Origin of the sequence: Vreelandella sedimenti (genome assembly GCF_013416325.1) — a bacterium.
Lineage (GTDB): Bacteria > Pseudomonadota > Gammaproteobacteria > Pseudomonadales > Halomonadaceae > Vreelandella > Vreelandella sedimenti.
Map to the genome: position 1 here is coordinate 14,217 of NZ_JACCGK010000026.1, position 25,240 is coordinate 39,456.

General features: G+C 52.1%; 22 protein-coding genes. 2 read left to right on the forward strand and 20 right to left on the reverse strand.

Going from position 1 to position 25,240, the window contains the following annotated elements:
* Nucleotides 1-2: 2 nt before the first annotated feature.
* The 5 genes from HZU72_RS21745 to HZU72_RS21765 all read right to left on the reverse strand — a co-directional run bounded on the left by HZU72_RS21745 (nucleotide 3) and on the right by HZU72_RS21765 (nucleotide 9,381).
* Complete coding sequence (locus tag HZU72_RS21745) at nucleotides 3-3,617, reverse strand: glycosyltransferase family 4 protein (protein ID WP_208458187.1); 3,615 nt, start codon at nucleotides 3,615-3,617, stop codon at nucleotides 3-5.
* Nucleotides 3,618-3,939: 322 nt separating this feature from the next.
* Nucleotides 3,940-4,782, reverse strand: coding sequence for a flagellin N-terminal helical domain-containing protein (locus HZU72_RS21750; RefSeq protein ID WP_180095865.1), 843 nt, complete (start codon nucleotides 4,780-4,782; stop codon nucleotides 3,940-3,942).
* A 172-nt stretch (nucleotides 4,783-4,954) separates the two neighbouring features.
* The gene (gene fliD, locus HZU72_RS21755; protein ID WP_180095867.1) at nucleotides 4,955-6,307 is read right to left on the reverse strand and encodes a flagellar filament capping protein FliD; all 1,353 of its coding nucleotides are present in this window, start codon (nucleotides 6,305-6,307) and stop codon (nucleotides 4,955-4,957) included.
* A gap of 180 nt (nucleotides 6,308-6,487) precedes the next feature.
* Entirely contained in the window at nucleotides 6,488-7,837 is a 1,350-nt protein-coding gene (gene fliD, locus HZU72_RS21760; protein WP_180095869.1) for a flagellar filament capping protein FliD, read from the reverse strand.
* A gap of 218 nt (nucleotides 7,838-8,055) precedes the next feature.
* Nucleotides 8,056-9,381: a UDP-glucose dehydrogenase family protein gene (locus tag HZU72_RS21765; protein ID WP_180095871.1), complete on the reverse strand. Its 1,326-nt coding sequence runs from the start codon at nucleotides 9,379-9,381 to the stop codon at nucleotides 8,056-8,058.
* Nucleotides 9,382-9,553: 172 nt separating this feature from the next.
* Between HZU72_RS21765 and HZU72_RS21770 the strand changes: the two genes are divergently transcribed.
* Nucleotides 9,554-9,925, forward strand: a complete 372-nt coding sequence (locus HZU72_RS21770) for a hypothetical protein (protein ID WP_371829554.1) — start codon at nucleotides 9,554-9,556, stop codon at nucleotides 9,923-9,925.
* A gap of 432 nt (nucleotides 9,926-10,357) precedes the next feature.
* Nucleotides 10,358-11,380 carry a serine hydrolase domain-containing protein gene (locus HZU72_RS21775; RefSeq protein WP_180095873.1) on the forward strand — a complete coding sequence of 341 codons (1,023 nt, stop codon included), beginning with the start codon at nucleotides 10,358-10,360 and terminating at the stop codon, nucleotides 11,378-11,380.
* A gap of 22 nt (nucleotides 11,381-11,402) precedes the next feature.
* Here HZU72_RS21775 and HZU72_RS21780 read toward each other — a convergent pair whose 3' ends face one another.
* The 15 genes from HZU72_RS21780 to HZU72_RS21850 all read right to left on the reverse strand — a co-directional run bounded on the left by HZU72_RS21780 (nucleotide 11,403) and on the right by HZU72_RS21850 (nucleotide 25,236).
* Nucleotides 11,403-11,963, reverse strand: a complete 561-nt coding sequence (locus HZU72_RS21780; RefSeq protein WP_180095875.1) for a YqhA family protein — start codon at nucleotides 11,961-11,963, stop codon at nucleotides 11,403-11,405.
* 31 nt (nucleotides 11,964-11,994) lie between these two features.
* On the reverse strand, nucleotides 11,995-12,588 hold the full coding sequence (locus HZU72_RS21785; protein WP_180095876.1) for an exopolysaccharide biosynthesis protein: 594 nt from the start codon (nucleotides 12,586-12,588) through the stop codon (nucleotides 11,995-11,997).
* A complete protein-coding gene (locus tag HZU72_RS21790; protein WP_180095878.1) occupies nucleotides 12,581-13,045 on the reverse strand; it encodes a tellurite resistance TerB family protein in 465 nt (154 codons plus the stop codon). Before HZU72_RS21790 ends, HZU72_RS21785 begins: the two co-directional genes overlap by 8 nt.
* Before the next feature lie 36 nt (nucleotides 13,046-13,081).
* Nucleotides 13,082-14,095, reverse strand: a complete 1,014-nt coding sequence (locus HZU72_RS21795; RefSeq protein ID WP_180095880.1) for a nucleoid-associated protein — start codon at nucleotides 14,093-14,095, stop codon at nucleotides 13,082-13,084.
* Between the two features lie 35 nt (nucleotides 14,096-14,130).
* Nucleotides 14,131-14,892 (reverse strand): ABC transporter permease, encoded by a 762-nt coding sequence (locus HZU72_RS21800; RefSeq protein ID WP_133733238.1) that lies wholly within the window; start codon nucleotides 14,890-14,892, stop codon nucleotides 14,131-14,133.
* On the reverse strand, nucleotides 14,889-15,824 hold the full coding sequence (locus HZU72_RS21805) for an ABC transporter ATP-binding protein (protein WP_180095882.1): 936 nt from the start codon (nucleotides 15,822-15,824) through the stop codon (nucleotides 14,889-14,891). Before HZU72_RS21805 ends, HZU72_RS21800 begins: the two co-directional genes overlap by 4 nt.
* A gap of 83 nt (nucleotides 15,825-15,907) precedes the next feature.
* Nucleotides 15,908-16,186: a peptidylprolyl isomerase gene (locus HZU72_RS21810; protein ID WP_007112840.1), complete on the reverse strand. Its 279-nt coding sequence runs from the start codon at nucleotides 16,184-16,186 to the stop codon at nucleotides 15,908-15,910.
* A gap of 49 nt (nucleotides 16,187-16,235) precedes the next feature.
* Nucleotides 16,236-17,339 carry a serine hydrolase gene (locus HZU72_RS21815; protein WP_180095904.1) on the reverse strand — a complete coding sequence of 368 codons (1,104 nt, stop codon included), beginning with the start codon at nucleotides 17,337-17,339 and terminating at the stop codon, nucleotides 16,236-16,238.
* Nucleotides 17,340-17,410: 71 nt separating this feature from the next.
* The gene (locus tag HZU72_RS21820) at nucleotides 17,411-18,535 is read right to left on the reverse strand and encodes an acyltransferase family protein (protein ID WP_180095883.1); all 1,125 of its coding nucleotides are present in this window, start codon (nucleotides 18,533-18,535) and stop codon (nucleotides 17,411-17,413) included.
* Between the two features lie 187 nt (nucleotides 18,536-18,722).
* Complete coding sequence (locus HZU72_RS21825) at nucleotides 18,723-19,019, reverse strand: hypothetical protein (protein WP_180095906.1); 297 nt, start codon at nucleotides 19,017-19,019, stop codon at nucleotides 18,723-18,725.
* Between the two features lie 296 nt (nucleotides 19,020-19,315).
* Nucleotides 19,316-20,722, reverse strand: a complete 1,407-nt coding sequence (locus HZU72_RS21830; RefSeq protein WP_180095885.1) for a sugar porter family MFS transporter — start codon at nucleotides 20,720-20,722, stop codon at nucleotides 19,316-19,318.
* 67 nt (nucleotides 20,723-20,789) lie between these two features.
* Nucleotides 20,790-21,845, reverse strand: coding sequence for an ABC transporter ATP-binding protein (locus HZU72_RS21835; RefSeq protein ID WP_180095887.1), 1,056 nt, complete (start codon nucleotides 21,843-21,845; stop codon nucleotides 20,790-20,792).
* Nucleotides 21,846-21,849: 4 nt separating this feature from the next.
* Nucleotides 21,850-23,466 (reverse strand): glycoside hydrolase family 43 protein, encoded by a 1,617-nt coding sequence (locus HZU72_RS21840; RefSeq protein WP_180095889.1) that lies wholly within the window; start codon nucleotides 23,464-23,466, stop codon nucleotides 21,850-21,852.
* 13 nt (nucleotides 23,467-23,479) lie between these two features.
* A complete protein-coding gene (locus HZU72_RS21845; RefSeq protein ID WP_180095890.1) occupies nucleotides 23,480-24,307 on the reverse strand; it encodes a carbohydrate ABC transporter permease in 828 nt (275 codons plus the stop codon).
* Nucleotides 24,304-25,236 carry a carbohydrate ABC transporter permease gene (locus HZU72_RS21850; RefSeq protein ID WP_008959440.1) on the reverse strand — a complete coding sequence of 311 codons (933 nt, stop codon included), beginning with the start codon at nucleotides 25,234-25,236 and terminating at the stop codon, nucleotides 24,304-24,306. Before HZU72_RS21850 ends, HZU72_RS21845 begins: the two co-directional genes overlap by 4 nt.
* Between the last annotated feature and the right edge of the window lie 4 nt (nucleotides 25,237-25,240).

Below are 25,240 nucleotides of genomic sequence, written 5' to 3' on the forward strand. Positions count from 1 at the left end.
CTTCAAGAGCCCTGAAATCCAATCAACTCATTTAAAATATATTTTATTTTTTCCTGCTTTTCTGCACTCATAAATTTCGCAGTAGGTATGAAAATTAAATCTAAATTTCTCGCATTTTCAGAGAAACGTAACCTATAGTTTTCGTGCTTAGGCTTGACCATACCATGCATGGTAATCAACCTAAAACCAAGGGTAGTGAAATTTTTGACTATATCAATTATAGAACATTGTCGTTTATGAGTTTTACCTAAAAACACTTTCACCTGAATGATAGAAACTTCTCTTAAAGCTTGATCAGCATAGCTTAAAATATTGTCTAAATCACAAAGATTATCAATATATAGCCAGTCAAATTTCGAAAATGATGAAAACTCATTTAAAGTAACTGTATTGACTGGAATTTGTTGTAAAAGATTTATTTTCTCTTCTGAAAAAGGTTGAAGCATACTATTATATGCTGGATTTTCACACACATAATAGTTACTAGGCCTACCATCACCAAGCATAATTTTAGGCATGATATCTATATTTTTTATTTCATTAGTCGGTGGTGTTTCAAAAGGCCAAATTCTTATAAGTGAACCGACACCATGACTAATTACTACTAGCGAAGAAACATCATTAGTAAAAGCTAAAACCTTAATACCTTTTGCAAGCTCACTAATAATTTTAATTGGCTTTTCCCATGGGCAACCGTACTCATCTAGTATGGCCTTAATACTCTGGTCATTACCTCCACCATGAATATTTTCTTTCCATAGTGACGCCCCCTCTTCGTTTGGCCATTCAATCAATTGAAAGGTATAATTTGAACGCTTAGCTTTCGCACCATTCAAAGATGCCATCCAATATAACCAGATATCGTCTGCAGAAGGACATAACTCCATAAATTTGCTAGTGTCGGTTACCTCGGAATGAAATACATGAGGAGGGTATAATACACCGCCACAACCCGTTGGAACAATCTTACCATCTATGACCTCGTTTTCATCAATTTCCCATTTCCATTTCCGATATGGTAACGGTTTATTGTTCTGCTTAAGAAGGATCTTGTGTGCTCGATGCGCAACTACTGTTTTATTGTTACCATCCCAGTTTTCTAACAACTTCGTAAGCCACCTCGGCTCATAGTAAATATCGTCATCAGCAGTCGCTATAAAGCTTTCTGGATAGCTTTGCAGTGTAGGTATAATTTTTTTATACGAGCGAATGTCTTCACAGAATTGAATATTTAACCCGTACTGCTCCAACTGCCATACGGCCTCAGGTAGGTCTGCCTTTTCGTCTTCAGCAATCCATAGAATCAGAAGATCAGGACACATTTCCTGCAATAATAGACTGCGTAGGGTGAGATGAAGATTGTCGAAGCGTGCTTTATAAGACGTTAACGATACAACTAAGTGACCTGGTAGAGAATGATTTGCTTTGATCAATGAAAGTGGAGCTTTAGCCACTGTCGCTTTTAAATCCTCAATCGTTGAAATGGACGAGCCATTTTGTGATGGCGACTTTGGCAAAAACTCCTGTGCTTCAAGAAACTCTAGCGCTTTATCCTGGCTAACTTCTGCTATCAAATCAAAAGCTACATCGTGCGCTGCAAAGCCTGCACTGAGAATAAAGGCTAGCTTCATCCTTTCTTTCTCGCTCAGAATAGCCATACGCTCGTGACTAGGGAGGAAGAGCACATCGCCGCTCTCCTGCTCGGTGGCGCAGGCTGTATGGGCGCTCAGCTTTTTTGGCAAATGGCTATAGTGACTAATGTTATGGAAGCGATAGAAGCGGAAGCCATTGCGACTGGCCCAATGCTGTAGCTCTGCCAAGTTGGGCTGTTTTTCATGAGTAAGCTGAAAGGCAACTCGCGCCTGAATCAGCAGAGTGTCTGTAAGCGCCTTTTTACCATGTTCCAGCACGGCCATAGCATCGCTTAGCTCATCTAGAATTAACCAATCAAGGTTTCCCAATCCATCAATACTGTCCAGCGCCACGGTATTAATGGGGATTTCTGCCAAAGGCTTTGCACCCAGGTGGTGACGTTTGGGTAGCTTTTCAGCCGGAAGGGGTGTCAGCGTGCTAGTCATTTCCGGGGCAACACAGGCATGCAGCGTTGCCGCCTTACCATCGCCGAGCAGGGCGTGCTGGAATAACTGAATATAGTCGCTGCCCTCGTACTGTTTGGCATCCTTTACTTCGCTGGCGGGGTCAAACGCGACAATGCCAAAAGCTTTGGTCGCCACCATCTGGTCGGCAAGGCCACTTTTAATTAGGCTGGCGCGGTTGTCGAGCACCATGATTTTACCTTTAACTTGCCAGGTAAAGTTATCGGTAAGCCACAAACGGTTAGATTGTGGCTCGTTGGCCTGCTTGGCTCCAGATTTAGCACTGATCAACTGCTGTAGAGAGTTATCGACCTTGAATTCAGGTTTGTTGCTTAACTGGCAGGCTAAACGCTGTCGGTGGCGCTTCTTTTGGGTAATGGCAAAGTCTTTGTTGCCTGCTTGTTGACGTACTAAAGGCGTTAACGCAGTCAGTAGCCGGTCAGTGGCACGGTCAAGATGGTGCTTCTCTTTGCCTACTTGCCAAGCGCGATCTACGTAGCTTTGGTAAAGCGCTTCGTCATCAAACAAGCTGATGACTGCATCCACTAGTGGCTGAAGCTCATCGTCGCTTAGTAACTGCTGGTAGGGTTCTTTATAGCAGGCTGCAGGGAAATCAAAGGCGATACCGGCATCCCCGATCATTTCGGGCATGCCACCGCGATTGGTAATCAGAGCCGGAATACCGTTTAGCATGGCCTCGGCCAGTATGCGCCCGGAGCTTTCCCACCAAAGACTAGGAGCTACCACCACCCGAGCTCGGCTGTAAGGGCCGCGCATATCACTGGTATTGGGCGTCACTACAACATTGCTTAAAGCGCTGCGCTGTTCCCCCATTTTGCGGGTGGTTTCCCGCAGCACGGCTGGCCAGTCGGCTCGTGCTTCCACCACTTCAAGCTCAATATCGGGTCTTTCTCGCTCAAGCTTTTCTGCTAACTGGACAAAAACGCTAGCACCTTTTTGCCAGCTAGGGTTCACAAACATTAAGCGCTTACGCTTATGTTGCTCCGCAACAAAGCTTTCCGGGGCGATGAATTTGCCTACAGGCTTTGAGAAAAAGCCCACCTCCTTACGGTACATCTCCGCCGTGGCCTGGCTGTCAGTGAGGATCAAATCCACATCACGGCACCAGTTTGATGCTTTATAGTTGCCGTTCGCTAAATAGAAGGCGACAGGAATACCGCGGTCGCGCGCCTCATTGGCAATTAGCAAATCCAGTGTTTGACCGCCGTAGAACCACACCACATCCGGCTTAAACGAATCCAGCAGGTAAAGGTACTGGTTATACCAAAGCCCCTCTTCGTGCGTCGTAAGGTGATTACGATTGTGGCTATAGCTAACCACCAATTGATGCGTTAGCGGGCCATCCTCGGCTTCAACCAATTGGTGCAGGTGAGCGTTCAGGTCTGGGAATTGCTCCTTGAGTCCCCCCATGCCCTTGGTGTTATCGAATACCGTCGCTCCCAGCACCTGAACTTCATAACCCCGAGACGTAAGTTGCAGCAGCATTTGACGCACGGTCATGCTGGCTCCGCTCGAGGTATCCAGTAGACAGAAAGGATTGGCCCAAAGTATGCGGGATTTGCGCTTTTGGGTAGCAGATGTGGAGGTGTTCTTAACCATGAAGCGGCTCACAAGAAAGGATGACAATGTACCTAGAATACTGCGCTAGTGCTGCAAGCAAAGGCGTGAATGCGCCGATATTTAAGTAGCTGTTCTCGCGATCAGGCTCGATAAGAGGCTGGAACATTCTTAAGAGCCTAATTTTTAACGCAACACTTAACGACAAAAAACGGGGCCAGTTGGCCCCGTTGTTACTTTCATTTGAAGCTTAGCCGCTAAGCTATTAGCCCAGTAGAGACAGTACAGACTGCGGCGTCTGGTTGGCCTGTGCCAGCATAGAAGTACCGGCCTGCTGAAGAATATTAGCACGCGTCATATTCGACACTTCTACCGCGTAGTCGGCATCTTCGATACGCGAGCGTGCTTCAGAAAGGTTAGTGTTAGTTGTGGCTAGGTTATCAATTACCGAGTCAAAGCGGTTAAGCGTCGCACCAAGAGTGGCACGCTCAGTGTCGAGGGTCTCAACAGCATCATCAACAGCGGTGATCAAAGCTTGGAAGTTGGCATTAGTGCCACCAGCGCCAGATACGGCGGCAGCTGCACCACTAACACCAAGGTTGACGGAAGTCGCATCAAAAACACTGACTGAAATAACATCATTGTCTGTGGTGTTGGCGCCGACCTGGATACTTAAATCAGCACCGCCACCGCTGGCCAACAGATCAGTGCCGTTGAAGTTTGTACTTCCGGCAACACGGTCAATTTCTGCGATACGCTCGTTGATTTCGGTAGTAATGGCTGCACGGTCTTCTTCAGTGTTGGTGTCGTTGGCACCCTGTACCGCTAACTCACGAATACGCTGAAGGTTGTCGTTTACTTGGTCGAGGCCGCCTTCCATGGTCTGCACCAGGGAGATACCATCGCTCGCGTTACGGCTAGCCTGATCCATACCTTTGATCTGGGCAGACATTTTGTTGGCGATGGCTTGACCAGCAGCATCGTCAGAGGCGCTGTTGATGCGCAGGCCAGAAGACAAACGCTCTTGCGCTTTGGCCAGCATAGACTGAGAGTTGGACAGGTTGTTCTGGCCAATCAGGGCCGTAATGTTAGTGTTGATTACAGACATGTGTGTGCTCCTCGAAGATTAACTGGCCTTTTGGCCTGCTTAGCGGCGCTTGCGTCGCCGTTATATTAATTAACGGCAGGCCTACCAAATTCTTTAGAAAAAATTACGCTTTTTTATGTAATTCACTGTAACTACTTCAACTAACCTCTCAACTGCGTTCTGAACGACTTTCTTAATTGCTATTCTGCATATTGCTCAGCATGCTGAACTGCTGGGAGAGATAGCTGCTCATGGAGTTCATTTGGGCGATCAAGCCATCTAACTGCCCAAACTGCTTGCGGTAGCGCTCGACGCTCCGCTCAATACTGCTTTCCATACGCAGCTTGCGCTCTTCCAGGCTGTCTACCCTTAGCTCGGCGCTATTAACCGAGCTTTGAATAATGCCATCTTCCTCAGTAATTGCTTCAAGCGTTGCATTTAAGCGCCCTGCAAAGCCGCCTTCTTCCGTGTCACCCGCAAAAAAGGAGGATAACTCCTCAGGGTTGTTAGCGATGGCATCGTCTAACTTATCCTCATCAACTGTTAGACGTCCACGCTCATCAATGGCAATACCCAACTGAGAAAGTCGTGAAATATCGCCTGTTCCGAGGTTGTCAGTGATATCCCGACGTAGACGGTCTTCAATGGTACGAACAGTGCGGTCGCCCACTAGCTCGCCGGATGTTTCACCTTCCCCGTTGTATGCGGTCATTCGGCCAACGGTGGATTTCATTTCGTTGTAGTTACTAACGAAGTCGTCAATAGCTTCTCTCAGCGACGCTTCATCACGCTCGATTACCAGCGTAACGGGGTCACCAGAAGCCGCCGTGAGGTCGAGCGTTACGCCTTGAATAGCCTCTTCAACGCGGTTGGTTTTACTGGTGATAGCAATGCCATTAACATTCAGCTCAGCGTCCTGACCTGAGCGCTGGGTGGCTGCATCCATGGTCAGCGATGCCAAGCCTGAGAAGCCCTCCAGTGAAGCATCTTGGCCCGTCTCTTTTGAGCTCAGCGCTAAGCGGTACCCAGTGCCGTCATTCACGATAGAAGCGGTGACGCCAGACTCTTTATCCGCGTTAATTTGGTCACGGACATCCGCCAGCGTACTGCCTGCTGAAATAGTCACGTCGTAGCTTGTTTGGGTACCGCCAGCACCAAAATCAAGCGTAAGGGTTGTATCAGTTGCTGTTAGCTCCTGGTCTAGCGCCACGCTATTAGAAGCAGCGCTGCCTGCGCGAGCCAGTTGGGTAACGGTTACTTCATAGCGCCCGGCATTCGCGGTTTCGCCTGCTGTCGCCAACACGCCATCGCCAGTTACGGTGCTTGTTTGCTGCTTAAACGTAGATGCTTCATTCAATGCAGCGATAGAGGTTTGCACCCTATCCATTGCTGATTGGAGGCGCCCATAAGCAGATATTTTAGTTTTCTGAGCACTTTGCTGCTCTAGAATAGGTACAAGCTTTTGGCGTTCTGCCGCTTGAAGCTGATCCACCAAACCTGAAAGATCCAACCCAGAACCTACACCGAGTGCTGTGATCGATGCCATGGGGCTCATTCCTTATAAGAAGTAGAGAGAGGTGTCTAGGTAATTTATCGGCTGCGGAGGAACAAACTTTAGAGGTAATGCCTTTTTTAAGCTGTTTTTAAAGCATTGCAAAGAAAAATGCCCAACACATAGTGCCGGGCATCTTGTAAACTATTAATTTAGCTAGCTTATCAGGTTAATTTAACTTTGCTGATCAAGCACTGCAAACTGCTGGGTCAGATAAGCACTGGTTGAGTTCATTTGCGCTACCATGCTGTCCATCGCTTGGAACTGCGTTCTATAACGGTCTACAGTTTGTTCGATACGGCTTTCAGTGGTCGTAAAACGTTCTTCTAACGAAGCATAGCGCCGTTCAGATGAATCAACAGCACTTTCAAGGCGGCCACCTGTTCCTACCAAGCTTTCAAGCGATGTGGCGATTTGCCCTGCCATGCCACCCTCTTCGCTATCGCCTGCAAAAAAACTGGCTAGCTGATCTGGCTGATTAGCAACAATGCTATCTAACTTATCTTCGTCAATCTCCAGCTTGCCGTCTACTTGAAGCGAAATGCCTATATCCGACAACACGCTAAAGCCATCGCCGCCGACAACACTGCTAATTGTTTGACGAAGCTCTCGCTCAACCGCACGAGTCGTGGCATCGGCGTTCAATCCCGCCGCCTGCCCAGTCTCTTCATCAAACGCTGTCAAACTGGTAATGGTGTCCTTGAGCGTGTTGAAGTCATCAACAAAGGCCGTGACCTGCTCGCGGATAGCTTCACTATCTTGCTCAACGCTGACTGTGCTTGTCGCACCCGCCTCAGATAAGTTCAGGGTAATGCCTTGAATAGCGCCTTCCACTTGATTGGTAGGGCTAACAATGTCAATTCCATTGACGTTAAACTCTGCATCCTGACCCGCTTGAACTACCTGGGCATCAGTCGTTTGTACATCGCCCGCAAGAATGCCTGAAAAGTTTGTGCTTTGAATGCTCGCGTCCGCACCCGTTTCCGTCGAATTTACTGCAAGACGATACCCTTCACCGTCGTTGATAATAGAGGCGCTTAAGCGGCCATCACTCTGTTGATTGATAGCATCACGCATATCTTCAAGGGAACTGCCATCGGCAATGGTAATGGGATCCATAGCTCCGTCAGCAAGAGTAAAGGTTAATGACTGCTCCCCAGTCACTATGCTTTCGTCTGCTGTTTCCAAACGCTCTGTTACTAGGCTACTGGCTGTAGCTAACTGGCCGACCTGTACTTCGTACTGACCTGGCTGGGCCTCATTGCTGCTGACGGCCCCAACGGCGCTACCCTCGACATTGGTCGTCAGACTTTCGAATGACGACCCGTCATTGAGGGCTTGAGCAGAATTTTGAAACTGTTCAAGCGCACTTTTAAGCTGACCGTAGGCAGATATTTTCGTATCTTCGGACTGAATCTGCTGCGCGATGGGCTCAAGCTTTGCTTGTTCTGCTTCCTTCAATTGATCCAGCAAGCCATTCAGATCCAAGCCAGAACCAATGCCTAATGATGTAATAGCAGCCATAAAACCAATGCCTTTTCTGAATACATGTAGCTACGATTCGCGTTCCTTCATTAAGCAATACGCAGCACTATTTTTAATACGATTACCTTAAAACCTCGGCTAGGTGAAGAATAACTTAAATATTCCTCTTCTTTTTTTGTGCCAAGACGTTATTTCAAGTAATAAAACGTAACAGTCATCGCCAATTAATGAGAAAATCACAATAATAGATTCCTCTTTTAGCTGCTCTTCCGCCCGACCCCAATGTAACGCAGTCCCGCTTCTTTAACGGCACTTGGCGTGTACAAATTACGCCCATCGATGACGACTTTTTCAGCCAACTGGTCGGCTAGCCAATCAAAATCGACACTGCGAAACTCCTTCCACTCGGTGCAGATAACCAAAGCATCGGCACCTTTCACTGCCTGAATCCGGTCGCCTGCCAGCATCAGGTCATCCCGCTCCCCGTAAATGCGGCGGCATTCTGCCATGGCTTCGGGATCAAACGCCTGCACCTTGGCGCCCGCTTGCCAGAGTGCTTCCATTAACGTACGGCTTGGGGCTTCACGCATATCATCCGTGTTGGGTTTAAAGGCCAAGCCCCATACTGCAATGGTCTTACCGCTTAGATTGCCTAAGTTATCTTGCAGTTTTGTGAACAGGGTATGCTTTTGGCGTAAATTCACTGACTCGACGGCGCTGAGCAGTTCCGGCGTATAGCCTAATTGGCGCGCGGCACGCTCTAACGCCTGGACATCTTTGGGGAAGCAGGAGCCGCCGTAGCCGCAGCCTGGGTAGATAAAGTGGTAGCCAATGCGGGGGTCGCTGCCAATCCCTCGGCGCACGTCTTCAACGTCCACTTCGAGCCGTTCGGCAAGATTGGCAATCTCGTTCATAAAGCTGATTTTGGTAGCGAGCATGGCATTGGCGGCATACTTGGTCAGCTCGGCAGCCCGCACGCTCATAAACATCAGCTTTTCGTGGTTGCGGTTATAGGGGGCGTAGCACTCTTGCATATGCGCTTTCACCCGCTCGCTTTCCGTACCAACGATAATCCGCGCGCCACGGGTAAAGTCTTCGATCGCCGCCCCCTCCTTCATAAACTCAGGGTTCGAACACACATCGAACGCGAGTGATGCACCGCGCTGTTCGAGCACATCGCTGATAACGGTGTGGACTTTTTCCGCGGTACCCACCGGCACGGTAGACTTATCAATCACCAGCTTATAGCTATCCATATGCTGGCCGATCGTGCGCGCCACCTCTAGCACATAGCGCAAGTCGGCACTGCCATCTTCATCGGGTGGCGTTCCCACGGCGATAAACAGCAGTTCGCCATCAGCTACCGCCTGGGCAGCGTCGGTAGTAAAGCGTAAACGGCCAGCCGCCACGTTGTGAGCAACGATAGTGCTTAGCCCTGGCTCAAAGATCGGCACCTCTCCGCCATTAAGCTGATCAATCCGCTCAGCGTTAACATCCATACAGGTGACTTGATGGCCGACATCGGCTAAACAGGCGCCTGCAACAAGGCCGACATAACCGGTTCCGAATACACTGATATGCATGACTTATTAACTCGCTAAAATACGTGGTAGCGAGCGTAGCACATTGACCTACCGTTGATGAGTTCAATAGTGGGAGATTCCCTCTAAGCTATAGACCTTGGTCTAACATCGACTTTGGTTTATAATGCGCTGCAACAAGCCCGACTTGGTGCTGACCGCAGGAGAACATGCTATGACTCCGAAACTTATGATTTCAGAACCTATGCCTCCAGAACTGACGCAAGAACGCTCTGCTCCAGCGTCTTATGGGCCATCGACCGCCGCAAACGTTCAACGTAGCCTTCGCCAGTGTTTATCGATTGCCGCTGAGCTGCTCTACGACAATGGCCATGTACTTGAAACTATTACCTTGCCTCAACGCGGTTTAGCTCAGCGTGAATTGCTCACACTTTGTGCTGCAGCACCCACCTGGGCAACCTGCCAGAAGGTCATGGAAGCCAGTGAAGCAGCCACTTTCAATGAGTATGGCCGCTTTGTTTTGACCCGTCTCGGCCGTGAAATTATGTTTGATATGTTCGGTCAGGGGGCTGCTGATTGCGCTTAACATATGCTGCTGTCACGCATTGCTTATCAAAAGAGCTAATAAAAGATGCTCATAAAAAAACCGCCCATAAGCGAAAGCTTTTGGGCGGTTTTTTGCTTGGTCTTGTTCTTCAGGCTCGTTTTTAGAGCTTGGCTCTATAAGACCTAATTCTGTTAGCTTAGCGCAGGCCGAGCATCGACAGAATGAACAGCACAACCACGATAAGACCAATAATGTAGATAATATTACGCATAGGGCACTCCTTGCTTATTGCGTTTTAGAGAAATCAAAGGCTTGCTTACCCATTAGCCAACACCTCCATCCTAGCAGGCTTTTTCTGCTTTTGCGTAATGTCGCTGCATTCCCCTTTTAGAAAGTGGCTGTGCTATCTGCTGTGGAACCTCTGCTACTTCTAAACCTCGAACCTTTGCCACTTATACCGAAGGTGTTGCGATGCGCGCTACTGCTTTGCTTGTTTCGTTTGCTGTTACTTCGTTGTTACCCACCGCCTATGCAGCCGCTAATGAACCTTCTGCAAACACACTCCAGACGCTAGACCGGCAAACCAACCAGCTAAACCGCGTGCACAGCGTGGTAGTGGCCTATGACGGTGCGATTATCCACGAGCTTCACCAGGGTGGGCCGGGGGTGGCGTCGCCTACCAATATTAAATCGCTGTCCAAAACGGTGCTGGCTGCCATTACGGGTGCAGCGATTGAAGCGGGCATCATTGAATCCGCTGAGCAACCTATGGTGGCGCTGTTTGGCGAACACCTACCGCGCGGTATTGATCCGCAAGTTGGGGATATCACTGTGGCGCACCTGCTCGCCCAGCAGGCTGGGCTTGAGCGCACTTCTGGCAGCAACTATGGCGCTTGGGTGGCAAGCGCCAACTGGGTGAACGATGCGATGACGCGCCCATTTGTGGATGAGCCGGGTGGGCAGATGCTCTACTCCACCGGTACCAGCCATCTACTTTCCGCCGCGCTCACCCACGCCAGCGGGGAGACGACCCATGCCCTTGCCCAGCGCCTATTGGGTGATCCGCTTAATATCACCATTCGCCCCTGGCTACGCGACCCACAAGGGATCTACTTTGGCGGCAATGATATGCAGCTCTCGCCGCGAGCACTGATAGAGGTGGGCGAGCTGTATCGGAATGATGGCATCGTGGTTAATGAGGCAGGAGACGAGCAGCGCGTTCTGCCGGAGGGTTGGGTGGAAGAATCATGGCAGCCGCGCGGTACATCGCGCTGGACTGGCGACGGATACGGCTTTGGTTGGTTTGTTACTCAGTTGGCAGGCGAAGACGTTTACTACGGGCGTGGCTATGGCGGTCAGGCGCTTTACGTTATTCCAGAACGTGAGATGACTGTAGTGATCACCTCAGACCCTAACCCACCCTCGCCGGGCGGGCAGTTCCAGCAGCGGTTAAACAGGCTGGTAGAAGGTTTGTTAGCTGAAAATGATGAGTAGCACAGCCTGGTCGCGAGTGCGCTTACTCGCCTTTGTGGCCGAGGCTCATCAGGTAGAGCGCGGCTGCCAGCGCCAGCACTGAAAGCGCTAAGTAGATGGCTTCCAGGGGCGTGGCAAAACGGATATCCACCACGGCGCGGAAAAACTCAATGATCACCGCTAGTATCACCACCCGAGCGATTTTATCTTTCAGTTGATCTAATGAGGCGACGTTAAAAGGGTGGCGCAGATTACTCTCTTCGGCTTGATCAATGCGGGAGACAAACAGTCGGTAAACACCTAAGCCGAAAATCAGCAATACGATGGCAATCAGATAAATGTCCACCGCAATGATAATATCGGGCACTAGGCTGTCGTGAATATCCTGGGTGCCACCCAATAAGTAGTAACCCATCACGTCGGCGACTACCTTGAAAATATCCACGGTACCGACGATAAACAGCATCAATGAACCCAATAAGCTGGGCACGACCGCCAGCATAACCAAAAAGCGCGAATTCCAAAGCGCCGTTTCAATGCGCCGCTCCCAGTGATTCTGGCTCTCTGGGGGGTTAGGCGGCGGCGTTGAAACCGGATCAGACATGCCGATACTCCTTTTGTTATCTCAGGTTTTGTTATACCAGGCTCATCGTAATGAAGGCGAAGGTGGCGCCGAACAGCGCGAAACCCAGCAGCAGCGCTATACCATCACGGGCAACCAAGCCTAACCCCAGCAGGGTTAGCGCAAGCCCCGCTCCGTTGGCCGAAAAGGGAATAAACTCCATCGGCGGCATGGCCAAGGCAATCAATAAACACATTACGGCAGTTACCCGGATACCGATGTAGCCCGTCAGCCAAGGTAACCGCACCCGCAATAGTCCATCTATCCAGCGGGCAGGCTTTTTCATCAGCTGAATGCCTTTATCAAACTTTTGACGGGAAAGAGAGCGTTTTAGCAACCAGCGGGGCAACCAAAACGCCTCACTTCCCGCTAGTAACTGCACGGAAACCAGCAGTACCAATGCGGCCATTAAGGTCGGCATGCCGGGTATATCGCCAATGATCGGGGTGAGCGTAATCAGCCCGGCAACCAGCAGCAGCGGCCCAAACGAGCGTCGTCCAACGGCGTGAACAACATCGTCAACGCTGACCCGCGAAGCATCCTGCTCCATACGCTCAATCGAGCTAATTAGATCCATTAAATTCGAGTCTTCGTTGCGGTTATGCATCGGGTTTATTGCGCTCCTCTACGTGCAGCTTGGTACGGATAAAATCGCTATGGCTAACATACAGTAAGTCCGCCAAGCGGCGAATACGGTGCTCTTCAAGTGGGTCAACGCTGCCGTCGGCCCAGGCCAGTTGCCACATTTGCGCGACCAGCTCGCAACGCTGGTCGTAGTTATAGTGCTCTTTGATCAGGCTAACAAACTGGTAATGATCGACGGCCTCATCCACTTCTGCTTGTGCCAACGTCATCAGCTCTTCCACATCGTTTGCGCTTAGCCGGTAGCGCTCGGTAAGCATAAGACGCAGCGCGGCAAGCTCTTCATCGGTGGTGTCGTAATCGGCGCGGACGATTTCACACAGCAGTGCTGCGGTTGCCAGTTCCAGCGTAAGCGTTTGATTTTCGCGCTGCTCGGGTTGCGCCAGCGAGCGCTGGAAGAAATCACTAATGGCGTTCAGCATAGGGGGCTCCTAGGTAGCTACAGCGTCGTCCTTACCTCAATCCTTCTTGGTAAGCTGCTCTCTTAACTGCTTGGGCACTTGTTTGATAATCAGGCGATCCTGGGTGGCGTCGTACTCGATGCTTGAGCCCAGCAGGTGCGAATCAAAGCTAATCGATACGCCACCCGCTCGGCCGGTAAAGCGGCGGAACTGGCTCAAGGTGCGCTTATCGGGGGGGATTTCCGGCGAGAGCCCGTAATCAGCGTTGCGAATATGGTCGTAAAAGGCTTTCGGCTGCTGTTCGTCCACCAGTCCTGAAAGCTCTTCCAAGGTCATTGGTTCGCCACGGCGAAGCTGTTCATTGGCGTAGTCCACCAGCGTGTCGGTTTTTTCTCGGCTCACCTCGTCGTCATAATCCTCTTTCTCGACGTAGTCGCTAAACGCTTTCAGCAGCGTGCGGGTTTCGGCCGGGGCATCGACGCCCTCTTCCATACCCAGCAATGCCACCAAGCCCTCAGCGAGTTTTTTACCACCGCGATCTTTTAGGAACGAGACATACTGTGCATTTGGTGCCTCGCTCTGCCATTGGGTAAGGTTGATGCGCGCCGCCAGGGTAAGCTGGCTGGTATTGAGCTGGGCCGCAGGGATGGCGTGGTGGTCATCATTAATGCCAATCCCTTCGCGCTGGTGCACCAATGCCATCAGCAGTGTTTCAGTATCACCTTGGCGCTGGTGGCTGAACACTAAGTAACCACTTACTGACAACTGCTCTTGAAGCTGCTTGACGAGCCGTTCAGCCAGTTCAACAGAAAGCTCAGCAAAGCTTTTATCACCCGCCAAATAGTTGCGCAGCCACATGGCAAGCGGCCCAGCCTGTTCGCCCTCTTCGGCAAAGCGCCCCCAGCCTTTGGGCTTGGTGTTGTAGGTGTCATTGAGCGTACCCACCAGGGTCGCCATCACTGAGTCGTCACTGGGCGCTGCCTGCTCTGATTGAGGCGCAGCGGTTAGGGTTAGGCGCTCACCGTCAAGCGTCGGATCGAGGCGGTGCACAATACTTTGCAGTAGTGGCATAAAGGTCTACTAGCTTCCAGAGTTTAAAAAAAGAGTCAGGGTTTGAGGCGGTAACCAGTTCGGAAAATCCAGCCAATGGCGACCAGGCAAGCCGCGAGAAAGAGGGCAATCATGCCCACACTCGCAGCAAGGCTTACATCGCTGATACCGTAAAAACTCCAGCGAAAGCCACTCACCAGGTACACAACGGGGTTAGCCAGCGTGATGGTTTGCCAGAACGGCGGCAGCATATCGATGGAGTAGAAGCTGCCACCCAAAAAGGTCAGCGGGGTAATCACCAGCAGCGGCACCAGCTGCAGCCGGTCAAAGCCATCAGCCCAAATGCCGATGATAAAGCCGAGTAGGCTAAAGGTGACGGCGGTTAGCACCAGGAACGTCAGCATCCAGAACGGATGGGCGATTTCCAGCGGTACAAACAAGCCCGAGGTAGCCAAAATAATCAGCCCCAGCAGAATCGATTTCGAGGCCGCCGCCCCCACGTAGCCGATCACAATTTCTAAATGCGAGATAGGCGCCGACAGCAGCTCGTAAATACTGCCGGAAAATTTCGGAAAGAAGATGCCGAAAGAGGCGTTTGAAACACTCTGGGTGAGCAGCATTAGCATAATCAGCCCCGGCACAATAAAAGCGCCGTAGCTAACCCCGTTGACCTCACTGATTCGTGAGCCAATCGCGGCACCAAAGACGACAAAGTAAAGCGACGTTGAAATGACCGGCGAAACAATACTTTGCAGTAGCGTGCGGCGCGTGCGCGCCATTTCCGCCATATAAATAGCGCGAACGGGGTGCAGGTTCATGCTCGCTCCTTAACCAAATCAACGAAAATATCTTCAAGCGAGCTTTGCCGAGTGTTCAGGTCTTTAAAGGTGACGCCCTCTCGTTCAAGCGCGGTCAACAGCTCTGAAATAGCGTGACCATCCTCTTCCTGGCTACCGTCATAGGTATAGATCAGCTCATACCCTTCAGCGGCTAGGCTTAGCTCAAAGCGCTGCAGGTGTGCAGGTATCTCTGTCAGCGGGCTGTGCAGGTTCAGGGTTAGCTGTTTGCTGCCCAGTTTGCTCATTAACGCCGCTTTTTCTTCCACCAGCACCAGCTCACCGCGATTGATAACGCCGATGCGGTCGGCCATCTCTTCGGCTTCTTCGATATAATGAGTGGTTAAAATAATCGTCACGCCGTTATCGCGTAGCTGGCGCACTACTTCCCACATATCCCGGCGCAGCTCAACGTCGACCCCTGCGGTGGGCTCATCCAAAAACAGTATGCGCGGCTCGTGGGAGAGCGCTTTGGCGATTAGCACACGGCGCTTCATGCCACCCGAGAGTGTCATCAAGCGGTTGTTGCGCTTATCCCAAAGCGCCAGCGACTTAAGCACTTTTTCGATATGCGCAGGATTGGGCGCTTTGCCAAACAGACCACGACTGAAACTGACGGTGTTCCAGACGGTTTCAAACGCTTCGTTGGTCAGCTCTTGGGGCACTAACCCAATGCGCTCGCGGGCTTGGCGGTAGTGGGTAATATTATCGAACCCGTCTACCAACACATGACCAGCGGTGGGGTTAACCAAACCGCAGACCACACTAATCAACGTGGTCTTACCTGCGCCATTGGGGCCAAGCAGGGCAAATATCTCGCCACGGTGGATAGTTAAATCGATATGGGTTAACGCCTGAAAGCCACCCTCGTAGGTTTTATTCAGGCCGTTAATAGTAATAATCGGGTCGTTCAAGGCGTACTCCTCACGTTGCGGTCGAATGACCGCAACGCTTGACGGCCTTTTAGGCGCAATTAAGAGCGTTTGGTTAGGAAAAGTTAAGTGCGTTCGGTAATTTCCAGCAGGTGGTAACCAAACTGGGTTTTCACCGGGCCGTGTACTTGGCCTACTTCGTCGTTGAAGACAACCTTATCGAACTCGGGCACCATCTGGCCGGGACCAAAACTACCGAGATCGCCACCTTGACGACTAGAGGGGCAGCTGGAGTGCTCTTTAGCTACTTCGGCAAAGTCGCGGCCATTTTGAATTTCTTCTTTGAGTGCTAGGCACTGCTCTTCACTGCTGACCAAAATGTGGCGGGCGCTGGCGCGTGTCATAGGTTACTCCTAACTAATGATGTTCTGAGGGGTCATTCGGGGCGGTAGTTTACCACGGCTTACCCAGGGCTCCGCTATAGCGCAACGCTTCGCCCACACGGGCCAAGGCGCGTTCGTGATCGCTTACCGCCTCTGGCCCGCGGGTACAGGTGACAATTACCCAGGGCCCTTGTGTTGCAGTATCCGCGTTAGTGCGCTCGGCTATACCGGCATCGCAGCTACGCCGCTGCTGAGTGCCGGTTTTATGGGCGAAGCTTATGCCGCTTCCCATACCTGCCTTAAGGCGCTGTTTGCCGGAACGGGTTCGCTGCATAAGCGCCAACAACGTTTGCCGCTGTTCGTCATCTAAATCATCCATGGCACTTCCTTGTTGAACAGGGTGCAGGCTGGCGAGCAGGTCGCCAAAGGCGCTTAGGGTGCCCACGTTTTCACCGGTGGCTTCGTAAGCATCAAATGCATGGCCGTAATCAGGTTGGGTGAAGGACGCCGTACTAACGCCTAGGACGCGGGCTAACGCCTGCCCACGCTGGCTCACCGAGTGCTGACGCAGGGCGATAAAATCCATCCCGCCAAGCTCCCGCGCGTCAGGGTGGAGTTCACCGTAAACGCCTTGGCGTACGCCGACCAGTTTAGAGATAGGGCCTATCTCACCGGAGTTACCACCGCTTGCGGCGATCATCGTATGGGCGCGTGCGTTAACTGCCGCCAGCCCCACGCGGCCAATCAGCATATCGGTGGCGGTGTTATCGCTGACGGTAATCATCTGCTCCATCAAGTAACGGATAGAGATAAGCGTGCCGGGGTCGTGCCAATTGGTGGGGCCCGCGCCATCGACAAAGTCACTACGCGCAAGCGTTAATCGCTCATCCAACGTCAACGTACCCGTCTGGCGCTCTGCAAGCACCTGCGCTGCCACCGGTATTTTAATCAGCGAGGCTAAATACCAAGGATCATCGGCGCGCCATGAAAATGCTTCACCACTGGCGAGGTTTCGTACATAAACGCCCAGTTGCCCCTCAAAGACGTCTTCGATAGCCTTCAAGCGCGCGGTTAAATCGCCCTGCCAGGTGCTCTTTTTATCTACCTCATAGTACCAATGCGCATCGTACCAATTTGTATCATACTCATTGGCATGAGCAGGGAGCGCCATCATCAGCGCTACTGCCACCAGCCCACGTTGTATCCAGTGTCGCAAATCGTAACTCCAGCAGTTATTAATCGCTTTTAGCGGTGGTTAGCCATCCAACGGGTCAACCAAATCCACGCTGCGGCGCCAAGTATCAACAGACCGCCTACGCCAAGCGCCTGTGGATAGGTGTACATTCCCTCGCCTTCCCACAAAAAGCGCAGCACTAAAAAGATCATCACAATATGGAAAATAAACGCTTTAAGGGCATCTGAACCGACCATCGTCAGCGGCAAAAGTGCCTTGGCGGCTTTGGCGCCCCCGGCTAAAGCTAGGGCTAACAGCACCAGTGCACCGCCCAAGCTAAACAGCATAAACTCAAGCCCTGGCGGGTGTTTGCCGACATTGTTGGCCACCGCCAGCATCGCCGCATGTACATCGCCACTGATAAATGCCAGCGCATAAAACCCCGCCACCATCAGCGCACCCAGGCCCAACAGAGCGAGCACTAAGCGGCGCCGTTTGGCGGAGTCGAAGTAGCAGCGCAGCAACGCTTCACCGATAAGCAGCCCGACTAGAATCATCGGCGCACGGCTAATTTGCCCCCAGGTATAGTGGTCTTCATGATCTACCAGCAGCGCCTTCAGAATATCGTTGCCGCCAAACGTAAGGCTTTGCAGCCAAATAGTCAGGGCGGTTAATCCGCCAATGGTGGCGAGTCGACTCCAAAGCGGCGCCCGCGCCCAGAGCGGCAGAATCAGCGGCACCCAAAGCAGCGCGATGGCGTAGAAGCCTAAGATTTCTACCCAAATGGCAAATCGGCCATAGAGCAACGCATCGACGATCTCGCTGGGCGAGTAGAACGGCAGCATTTCTATGACAAGGAGCGCTTTGTACCAGAACCATACTTCTACAGCGCGCAGCCACAGCTTTAACCGGCGCTTAGGCCAGTCATCGCTTTGAGTGTGGGAAAGAAACGCCACCGCCAGGGCAATGCCAAACACCACAATAAACAGCGAAGAGGAGAATTTAGTCAGAAAATGAACCGGCACCATCCCCCAATCAGGTACATTGCGAATGCCGACTAACCCACTGACTGAGTGGCTAATAATCATCAAACCGATGGCTATACCACGGGCCAGGTCAATCGCCGCTATGCGGCCCTCGGCCTTGGGCAATTGAGGCTTGTCTGTCCATTTTAGGGGTGACCAGTTCAGGGGCATCGAGACATCCTTGTGGGTAGCGTTCTCAAATTGTTAAGCGCGCCGATGCTTAACACCTTAGCGCGAAATTATATCGTGCTCCTTGGTTGATACTGTTAACGGCCACACACAAAGATGCCCCGCAATTGGCGGGGCATCCGTCGGCTCATCCTTGAGCCCGAGAAAAGTTATTCCTTAAAGATTGCAATTACCAGCCGGAATCATCCTCCTCTTCATCGGTGGTGGGTACTTCTTGCTCCTCTTCCTCTTCTTCGTAAGTGAATTCTTCCTCTTCCTCTTCGTACTCAGTGCCTACATCCGAACCTTTATCTTGCTCAGTGTCGTAGCTGTTGTAGTTACCTTGATCATCCTGCGTCGTTTCTTCTTGCGGGGTCGGTTCTTCGTACTCGTCACTGCTGTCCACTTGAGCAAACGCAAGTGGGCTGGCCAACAGGCCAAATGATACACCTAGGATGCCAAGTTTCTTGAGAGATTCCGTCTTCATCATGATACTGCTCCTATAAATGGCTTTACTGCTTAAATTAAACATCCGTGCGAGCATTGCACGTCGGTTTAAAGGGTAAGAACGCCAGGTCGTCCTACCTGCTACGCTCTTAACCTGTCCATTGCAGCCACCGTGCCACCTTGCGCCAGCAGTAAGCAAAAAGCATTGTTAAACAACTGCTTATATGTTTTAAACGACCAACAAACCATTGATTTTATTAACAAAAACTAGCCTTATACTGTTTAAAATAGGCACATGATCCCCGATTAATCAGGCCATCGGGGCAACATTGTGACTTACTCGTAAGCCATCTCTTCGAGCTCTTTCCCGCGCGTCTCTTTGACGAAGTAGATAACAAAGAAGACAGAGGCAACAGCACTGATCGCATAAAACCCGTAGGCCCCAAACAAGCCAATAGATGCCAGCATGATAGGGAAGGTCATGGTGATACCGAAGTTGGCTAGCCATTGGAAAAGGCCTGCAATCGCCAACCCCGAACCACGCATTTGATTGGGGAACATCTCTCCCAGCATGACCCACATCACCGGCCCCCACGAGGCGTTAAAAAACAGCACATAAAGGTTGGCACACAGCAGCGCAAATACGCCCATGTCACTCGATAACTGTAGGCTGCCATCCACCATCGTCGCCGTAGAGAACGCGTAAGAGAGGCACGCTAGTGTCGCCGCCATGCCAACCGAACCACCCCAAAGCAGCGGCTTGCGACCAATTTTGTCGATCAGCGCAATGGCGAGCAGGCAGGCACCAATACTCACGGCACCGGAGATCACATTGATGAGTAGCGCATCGCCTTCGGAGAAACCCACTGACTGCCATAGCACTGCGCCATAGTAGAAAACGACGTTAATGCCCACCAATTGCTGGAAAACCGCCAAGCCAATCCCCACCCAGACGATGCCATGTATCTTGCCCGTGGAGCGGTTGATCACATCTTTCAACCGTGGCTTGTGATCTTGATCCAGAGTGGTATTAATTTCATCAATTTTGGTGCTGACATCACGCTCAGGCATTACTAACCCAAGCACACGGCGGGCTTCGCCCTGCTTACCGGTGCTGATCAGGTAGCGCGGGCTTTCAGGGATAAACAGCAATGCCACCAGGAATACGGCAGCCGGTATCAGCTCAATCCAGAACATCCAACGCCAGGTCGCGAAGCCAAACCACAGTTCTGACATGGCCGAGCCCGCTACATAGGCCAAGACATAATTACTCAAAAATGCCATAAAAAGGCCAGAAATAATCGCCACCTGTTGAATAGTAGCTAAACGTCCTCGGTAGGCCGATGGTGCTACCTCACTGATATAAGCCGGGGTCATGACACTGGCGGCGCCTACGGCAAGCCCACCGAGAATGCGATATATCACAAACTCCATAGAACTACCGGCAACGCCGGAGCCCCAGGCACTGATCAGGAAGAACACAGCGGCCACGATCAACAACGTACGGCGGCCAAAGCGATCCGCCAGACGACCAGCAAAGAAAGCACCGATCGCGCAGCCCAGTAACATCGACGCCACATTGAAACCAGTGCCTGCGCTATCGGAGTTAAAAGAGGCCTGTAGGCCATCCACCGTGCCGTTGATCACGCCACTGTCGAAACCAAACAGGAAACCGCCGATGGCGGCAATACAACAGATCACCAAAATATACGATGAGCGGCTTAGCGTTCTTTGTGTTGTCATTATCTAGCTCCTTGGATTTGTTATTGAGCGTTGTTTTGCATATTGGTGGTTGGAAAATTGGTAGTAGCTAATGGTGTAGCGTGCTCTCGCGACTGGTTGAGCGTTGGTGAACCGCGTCGTCAGGCAGCCGCTGTCCGCCGGCATCGAACGCGTGAAGCTGGGTCTGTTGCGGAGTAATGAACAGCGTGTCGCCATTACTCAGTTCGACATCGCCGGAGAGACGCACGGTGAGCGGGCCGGCCTGCTCGCTGTCCACATAGGCAAAGGCGTCAGCGCCGAGCTTCTCGATGAACCGCACACGCCCTTTCCACTCACCCTGATCACGGCTTACCTCTAGATGCTCGGGCCGGATGCCTAGGGTGGTGGCGCCATAGGCCGCCGCTAGCGGCCCTTCGATTAAGTTCATTTTCGGCGAGCCAATAAAACCAGCGACAAACAGTGTTTCAGGGCGCTGGTAAAGCGCCATGGGCTTGCCCATTTGCTCAATCTTCCCGGCGTTCATCACCACAATGCAGTCGGCCAGGGTCATCGCCTCGACCTGATCGTGGGTGACATACACCATGGTGGTATCGAGCCGTTGATGCAGTTCGGCCAACTCGACCCGCATGCGGTTGCGTAACGAAGCGTCCAGATTAGAGAGCGGCTCGTCGAACAGAAATACGCCGGGGCTGCGCACAATGGCACGGCCAATGGCCACCCGCTGGCGCTGCCCCCCAGAGAGCTCAGCAGGTTTACGCTCGAGCAGATCCTCAAGATTGAGCAAGCGCGCGGCCTCGGTCACTTTGGCTTCCCGTTCTTTGCTGGGCACTTTTGCCAGCCGCATGCCGAAGTCGATATTGCGAGCGACCGTCATGTGCGGGTAAAGCGCGTAGGACTGGAAAACCATGGCAATGTCCCGGTCACTCGGCTCGGCAGTGGTAACGTCTTCCCCGCCGATAGTGATCGTGCCCTGGGTCACGGTCTCCAGGCCCGCAATCATGCGCAGCAAGGTGGATTTTCCGCAGCCAGAAGGCCCAACCAGCACAGTGAAAGAGCCATCTTCGATATGCAGATTTAAATCAGGGATTACCGTGGTTTTGCCATGAAACGTCTTTTCGATGTCGCGTAGTGTTACTTCAGCCATGAGCTTATCTCGTCTCTGAAAGAGGGGCGCGGCGATAGCAAAACGCCTGGAAATCGGCGGGGGTGCCGCGTCCACTAATGTCGTGGGCGGCCATTCCTAGAAAATTGCCGGTGAAATAGCCGTGGGCACGACCGCTGCCTTCGTCGGAAAGCAGGCCAGCATCTAACGCAGGACCAATCGATTGCCAGGGCTGATCTCCCTGGGCATAGCGAAAGCGCAGCTCCCGGGCATGGATATCCAGCCCAAGCCGAATAGTGGCATCAGGGGCAAGGCGGACACCTTCTTCGACGGTACTCAGATTGCCGTTCGGCCAATCATCCAGGCAACTGATAATGCTGAGCAGCTTGTCGCCTGCATCGTTCAAGGTCACCGCTAAATAATGGAACTTGAAGCGGTTGTAGTAGGCGATAAGCCCGGCAAACTGCTGAATGTCCTCGGGTTCAAAGATGAGTGTCGTTTCGGCACTGCAGTGGATGCTGTCCTGACGACGTGCCACTAGCGCCTGCTCAAACCAGGAACCTACCGATTCACGGCCAAAAAGACGTAAGTAGCCAGGCCGTTCAGTGAGCGAAAACAGCCGTTCCGGATAGGGGGTACGCAGCCACTGAAACGCATCGGGCAGCGTTGCTGATTTGAAATCGTAGTGCTCTGCATGAGCAGGCAGCTTCTGCGTCACCCCACTCATCGCCACCTCTAACGCTGGTACATTGCCCTCATCAGCGAGCCGTAGCCAGCCATCTTCGCCCCACTCCACGCGCTGAATAGCGGTCTCGCGCCCCATCGGCGATAGCCGGGTGCCTGTCAGAGGTCTACTGCATAAATGCACCAGATAAGTGTCACCTTCAGGGGAGTCGACCAAGTCTGCATGGCCAGCCCGCTGTAGCGGGTTTTCAGGATCATGTCGACTCGTCAGAAGTGGATTGTTGGGATGTACCTCGTAAGGGCCTGTCAGCGTTTTGGAACGCGCCATGGTCACCGCATGCTGGTAACCCGTGCCGCCCTCGGCCACCAAGAGGTGGTACCAACCATCGCGCCAGTAGAGATGCGAACCTTCTGTAAGCTTCATTTCGGTACCGGCGAAAATATTGGTGATATCGCCCACCAAGCGGCGTTGCTCAGGATCGTAATGTTGCAGCACTATTCCGCCGAAACGATCCCGTCCTTCGCGCTGGCGATAATCCCACTGCAGGTTGATCAACCACTTTCGGCCATCGGAATCGTGAAACAGTGAAGGGTCAAAGCCACTTGAATTCAGGTAGACCGGATCGCTCCAGGGCCCCTCGATACGCGGCGCTGTCACCACGTAATTATGTCCATCCTTGAAGTTCCCCTCATAACGTTTCATGTCGGTATAAACCAGCCAGAACAGCCCGTCGGCGTAGCTTAAGCAGGGCGCCCAGATTCCGCATGAGTCCGGATTGCCGCGCATATCTAGTTGGCTGGCACGGCTCAAGGGCCGTGTGACCAGCGTCCAGTTAGCCAAATCGCGGGAGTGATGAATCTGAACGCCTGGGTACCACTCAAAGGTCGATGTGGCCAAGTAATAGTCGTCGCCTACCCGACAAATAGAGGGGTCAGGATTGAACCCGGCCAGAATAGGGTTATGGATAACATCGTTCATTATGGATCCTCCTTTATCCCTTAACCGAGCCGCCGGTCAGGCCAGCCACGATGTACTTCTGGGCGGCGAGAAAGAAAATAACCGCCGGAATGATGGTCAAGGTCACGAAGGCCAGAATCATGTTCCACTGGGTCAGGTACTCCCCTTGGAACTGCATCATGCCCAGCGGCCAGGTGTAGATAGAGCGGTCATTGAGCACCACTAACGGCAGTAGAAAGTTGTTCCAGCTCTGCACAAAGACGAACACGCCCACGGTGGCCAGAATGGGGGTCGAGAGCGGCAGCGTGAACGACCAGAAGAAGCGCAAGTAACTGCAGCCATCGACGTAGGCCGCTTCAAACAGCTCTTTGGGCAGTTGGTCGAAGAAAGCCTTAAAGAGCAGGATGGCTAACGACAAACCAAACGCTGTCTGGGGCAAGATCACCGCCCAATAGGTATCCAGCAGGCCCAAATCCCGCACCTTGATAAACAGCGGCAGAATGGCCGCCGCAAAGGGAAACATCAGACCGAGTAGCAGATAGGAGAGGATCATCTTGGCGCCGAAAAAGCGGATCTGCGAAAACACATAAGCCGCTGCGGCCCCCACCACCAGGGTTAAAAACACCGTCATTAACGAGATGAAAAACGAGTTACCCAAATAGCGCCAGAAATTGCCGTCCAGCAGGATGCCGATGTAATTGTCGGCAGCCCAACTATCAGGCAGCCACAGCGGATTGGTACGCAGCTCTGAATTCCCCTTGAAGCCACCGAAAAATGCCGCTAACAGAGGGCCGATCACCACGCTCGCTACCACTATCAGGATGATCACCCGCAGGGTGTTACGGGTAGTGATACTTTTCATGCCTTACTCCCCTTGCCGGTGGTGCGTTGGTAGAAGAAGGCGATTCCGATAGCGAGCACAAACAGCACTACCGCAGCGGCGCTACCAAAGCCAATATTGAGTCGTGAGAGACCGAAGCTGTACAGGTAGGTAACGATGGTATGGGTCGAGTTAGAGGGGCCGCCGTTGGTCATCGGGATAATAATGTCGAAGATCTGTAGCGAACCGATAATGGCAAAGAAACCACTCACCACGATGGCATGCTTAATCAGCGGGATTTGTACAAAAAGCGCCACTTGGCGGGGTTTAGCCCCTTCAAGCTTGGCGGCTTCAACCAGATCCTTGGGCACGCTCTGCAGGGCGGCAATGTAGATCATCATATGGAAGCCAAAGTACTTCCAAACGATCACGGTCATAATCGCCGGAAACGCCCATTGATGGTCGGCCAACACATACACCGACTCCTGGCCCATAGCATGCAACAGCGAACTGGTAATGCCATAGTCGCCGTCAAAAACAAAGCTCCAGATGAGCCCCGCGGCCACTTCCGCCAAGATATAGGGCAGAAAAAACACCAGTCTGAACAGGGTATTGGTGGGCGTTTTACGGTACACCAACAGTGCTAATCCCAGTGCCAGGGGCATCTGAATCAGTAGCGATACCAGTATCAGCTTGGCGGTATTCCACAGCGCGGTATGAAACACCGAGTGATCGAGCAGGCGCTGATAATTTTGCGAGCCGACAAAGTCACTGGGCGCACCGTAGCCATTCCAGGAAAAGCCGCTGTAATAGACGGCATCCGCTAGCGGCAGAATGACGAACAGCGAAAAAAGGATTAACGCCGGTGGGAGCAGGATTAATAGCGCGGTGAATTTACCGCTCACCAAGCCTTTCTTCACCCGGTCAGCGTTCCCTCTCCGCGGCACGGCGGTTCGGTCAAGCGTGGTCATGGCA

What these genes read in the sequence shown, in the direction of transcription:
- HZU72_RS21845 (WP_180095890.1), bottom strand. Translation starts at nt 24,307, where the DNA reads ATGAAAAGTATCACTACCCGTAACACCCTGCGGGTGATCATCCTGATA.
- HZU72_RS21820 (WP_180095883.1), bottom strand. Translation starts at nt 18,535, where the DNA reads ATGCCCCTGAACTGGTCACCCCTAAAATGGACAGACAAGCCTCAATTG.
- HZU72_RS21835 (WP_180095887.1), bottom strand. Translation starts at nt 21,845, where the DNA reads ATGGCTGAAGTAACACTACGCGACATCGAAAAGACGTTTCATGGCAAA.
- HZU72_RS21785 (WP_180095876.1), bottom strand. Translation starts at nt 12,588, where the DNA reads ATGCATAACCGCAACGAAGACTCGAATTTAATGGATCTAATTAGCTCG.
- fliD (WP_180095869.1), bottom strand. Translation starts at nt 7,837, where the DNA reads ATGGCTGCTATTACATCATTAGGCATTGGTTCTGGCTTGGATCTGAAT.
- fliD (WP_180095867.1), bottom strand. Translation starts at nt 6,307, where the DNA reads ATGGCATCGATCACAGCACTCGGTGTAGGTTCTGGGTTGGATCTTTCA.
- HZU72_RS21765 (WP_180095871.1), bottom strand. Translation starts at nt 9,381, where the DNA reads ATGCATATCAGTGTATTCGGAACCGGTTATGTCGGCCTTGTTGCAGGC.
- HZU72_RS21795 (WP_180095880.1), bottom strand. Translation starts at nt 14,095, where the DNA reads ATGCCACTACTGCAAAGTATTGTGCACCGCCTCGATCCGACGCTTGAC.
- HZU72_RS21825 (WP_180095906.1), bottom strand. Translation starts at nt 19,019, where the DNA reads ATGAAGACGGAATCTCTCAAGAAACTTGGCATCCTAGGTGTATCATTT.
- HZU72_RS21780 (WP_180095875.1), bottom strand. Translation starts at nt 11,963, where the DNA reads ATGTCTGATCCGGTTTCAACGCCGCCGCCTAACCCCCCAGAGAGCCAG.
- HZU72_RS21810 (WP_007112840.1), bottom strand. Translation starts at nt 16,186, where the DNA reads ATGACACGCGCCAGCGCCCGCCACATTTTGGTCAGCAGTGAAGAGCAG.
- HZU72_RS21830 (WP_180095885.1), bottom strand. Translation starts at nt 20,722, where the DNA reads ATGACAACACAAAGAACGCTAAGCCGCTCATCGTATATTTTGGTGATC.
- HZU72_RS21750 (WP_180095865.1), bottom strand. Translation starts at nt 4,782, where the DNA reads ATGTCTGTAATCAACACTAACATTACGGCCCTGATTGGCCAGAACAAC.
- HZU72_RS21775 (WP_180095873.1), top strand. Translation starts at nt 10,358, where the DNA reads ATGCGCGCTACTGCTTTGCTTGTTTCGTTTGCTGTTACTTCGTTGTTA.
- HZU72_RS21840 (WP_180095889.1), bottom strand. Translation starts at nt 23,466, where the DNA reads ATGAACGATGTTATCCATAACCCTATTCTGGCCGGGTTCAATCCTGAC.
- HZU72_RS21745 (WP_208458187.1), bottom strand. Translation starts at nt 3,617, where the DNA reads ATGACCGTGCGTCAAATGCTGCTGCAACTTACGTCTCGGGGTTATGAA.
- HZU72_RS21850 (WP_008959440.1), bottom strand. Translation starts at nt 25,236, where the DNA reads ATGACCACGCTTGACCGAACCGCCGTGCCGCGGAGAGGGAACGCTGAC.
- HZU72_RS21770 (WP_371829554.1), top strand. Translation starts at nt 9,554, where the DNA reads ATGACTCCGAAACTTATGATTTCAGAACCTATGCCTCCAGAACTGACG.
- HZU72_RS21800 (WP_133733238.1), bottom strand. Translation starts at nt 14,892, where the DNA reads ATGAACCTGCACCCCGTTCGCGCTATTTATATGGCGGAAATGGCGCGC.
- HZU72_RS21815 (WP_180095904.1), bottom strand. Translation starts at nt 17,339, where the DNA reads ATGATGGCGCTCCCTGCTCATGCCAATGAGTATGATACAAATTGGTAC.
- HZU72_RS21790 (WP_180095878.1), bottom strand. Translation starts at nt 13,045, where the DNA reads ATGCTGAACGCCATTAGTGATTTCTTCCAGCGCTCGCTGGCGCAACCC.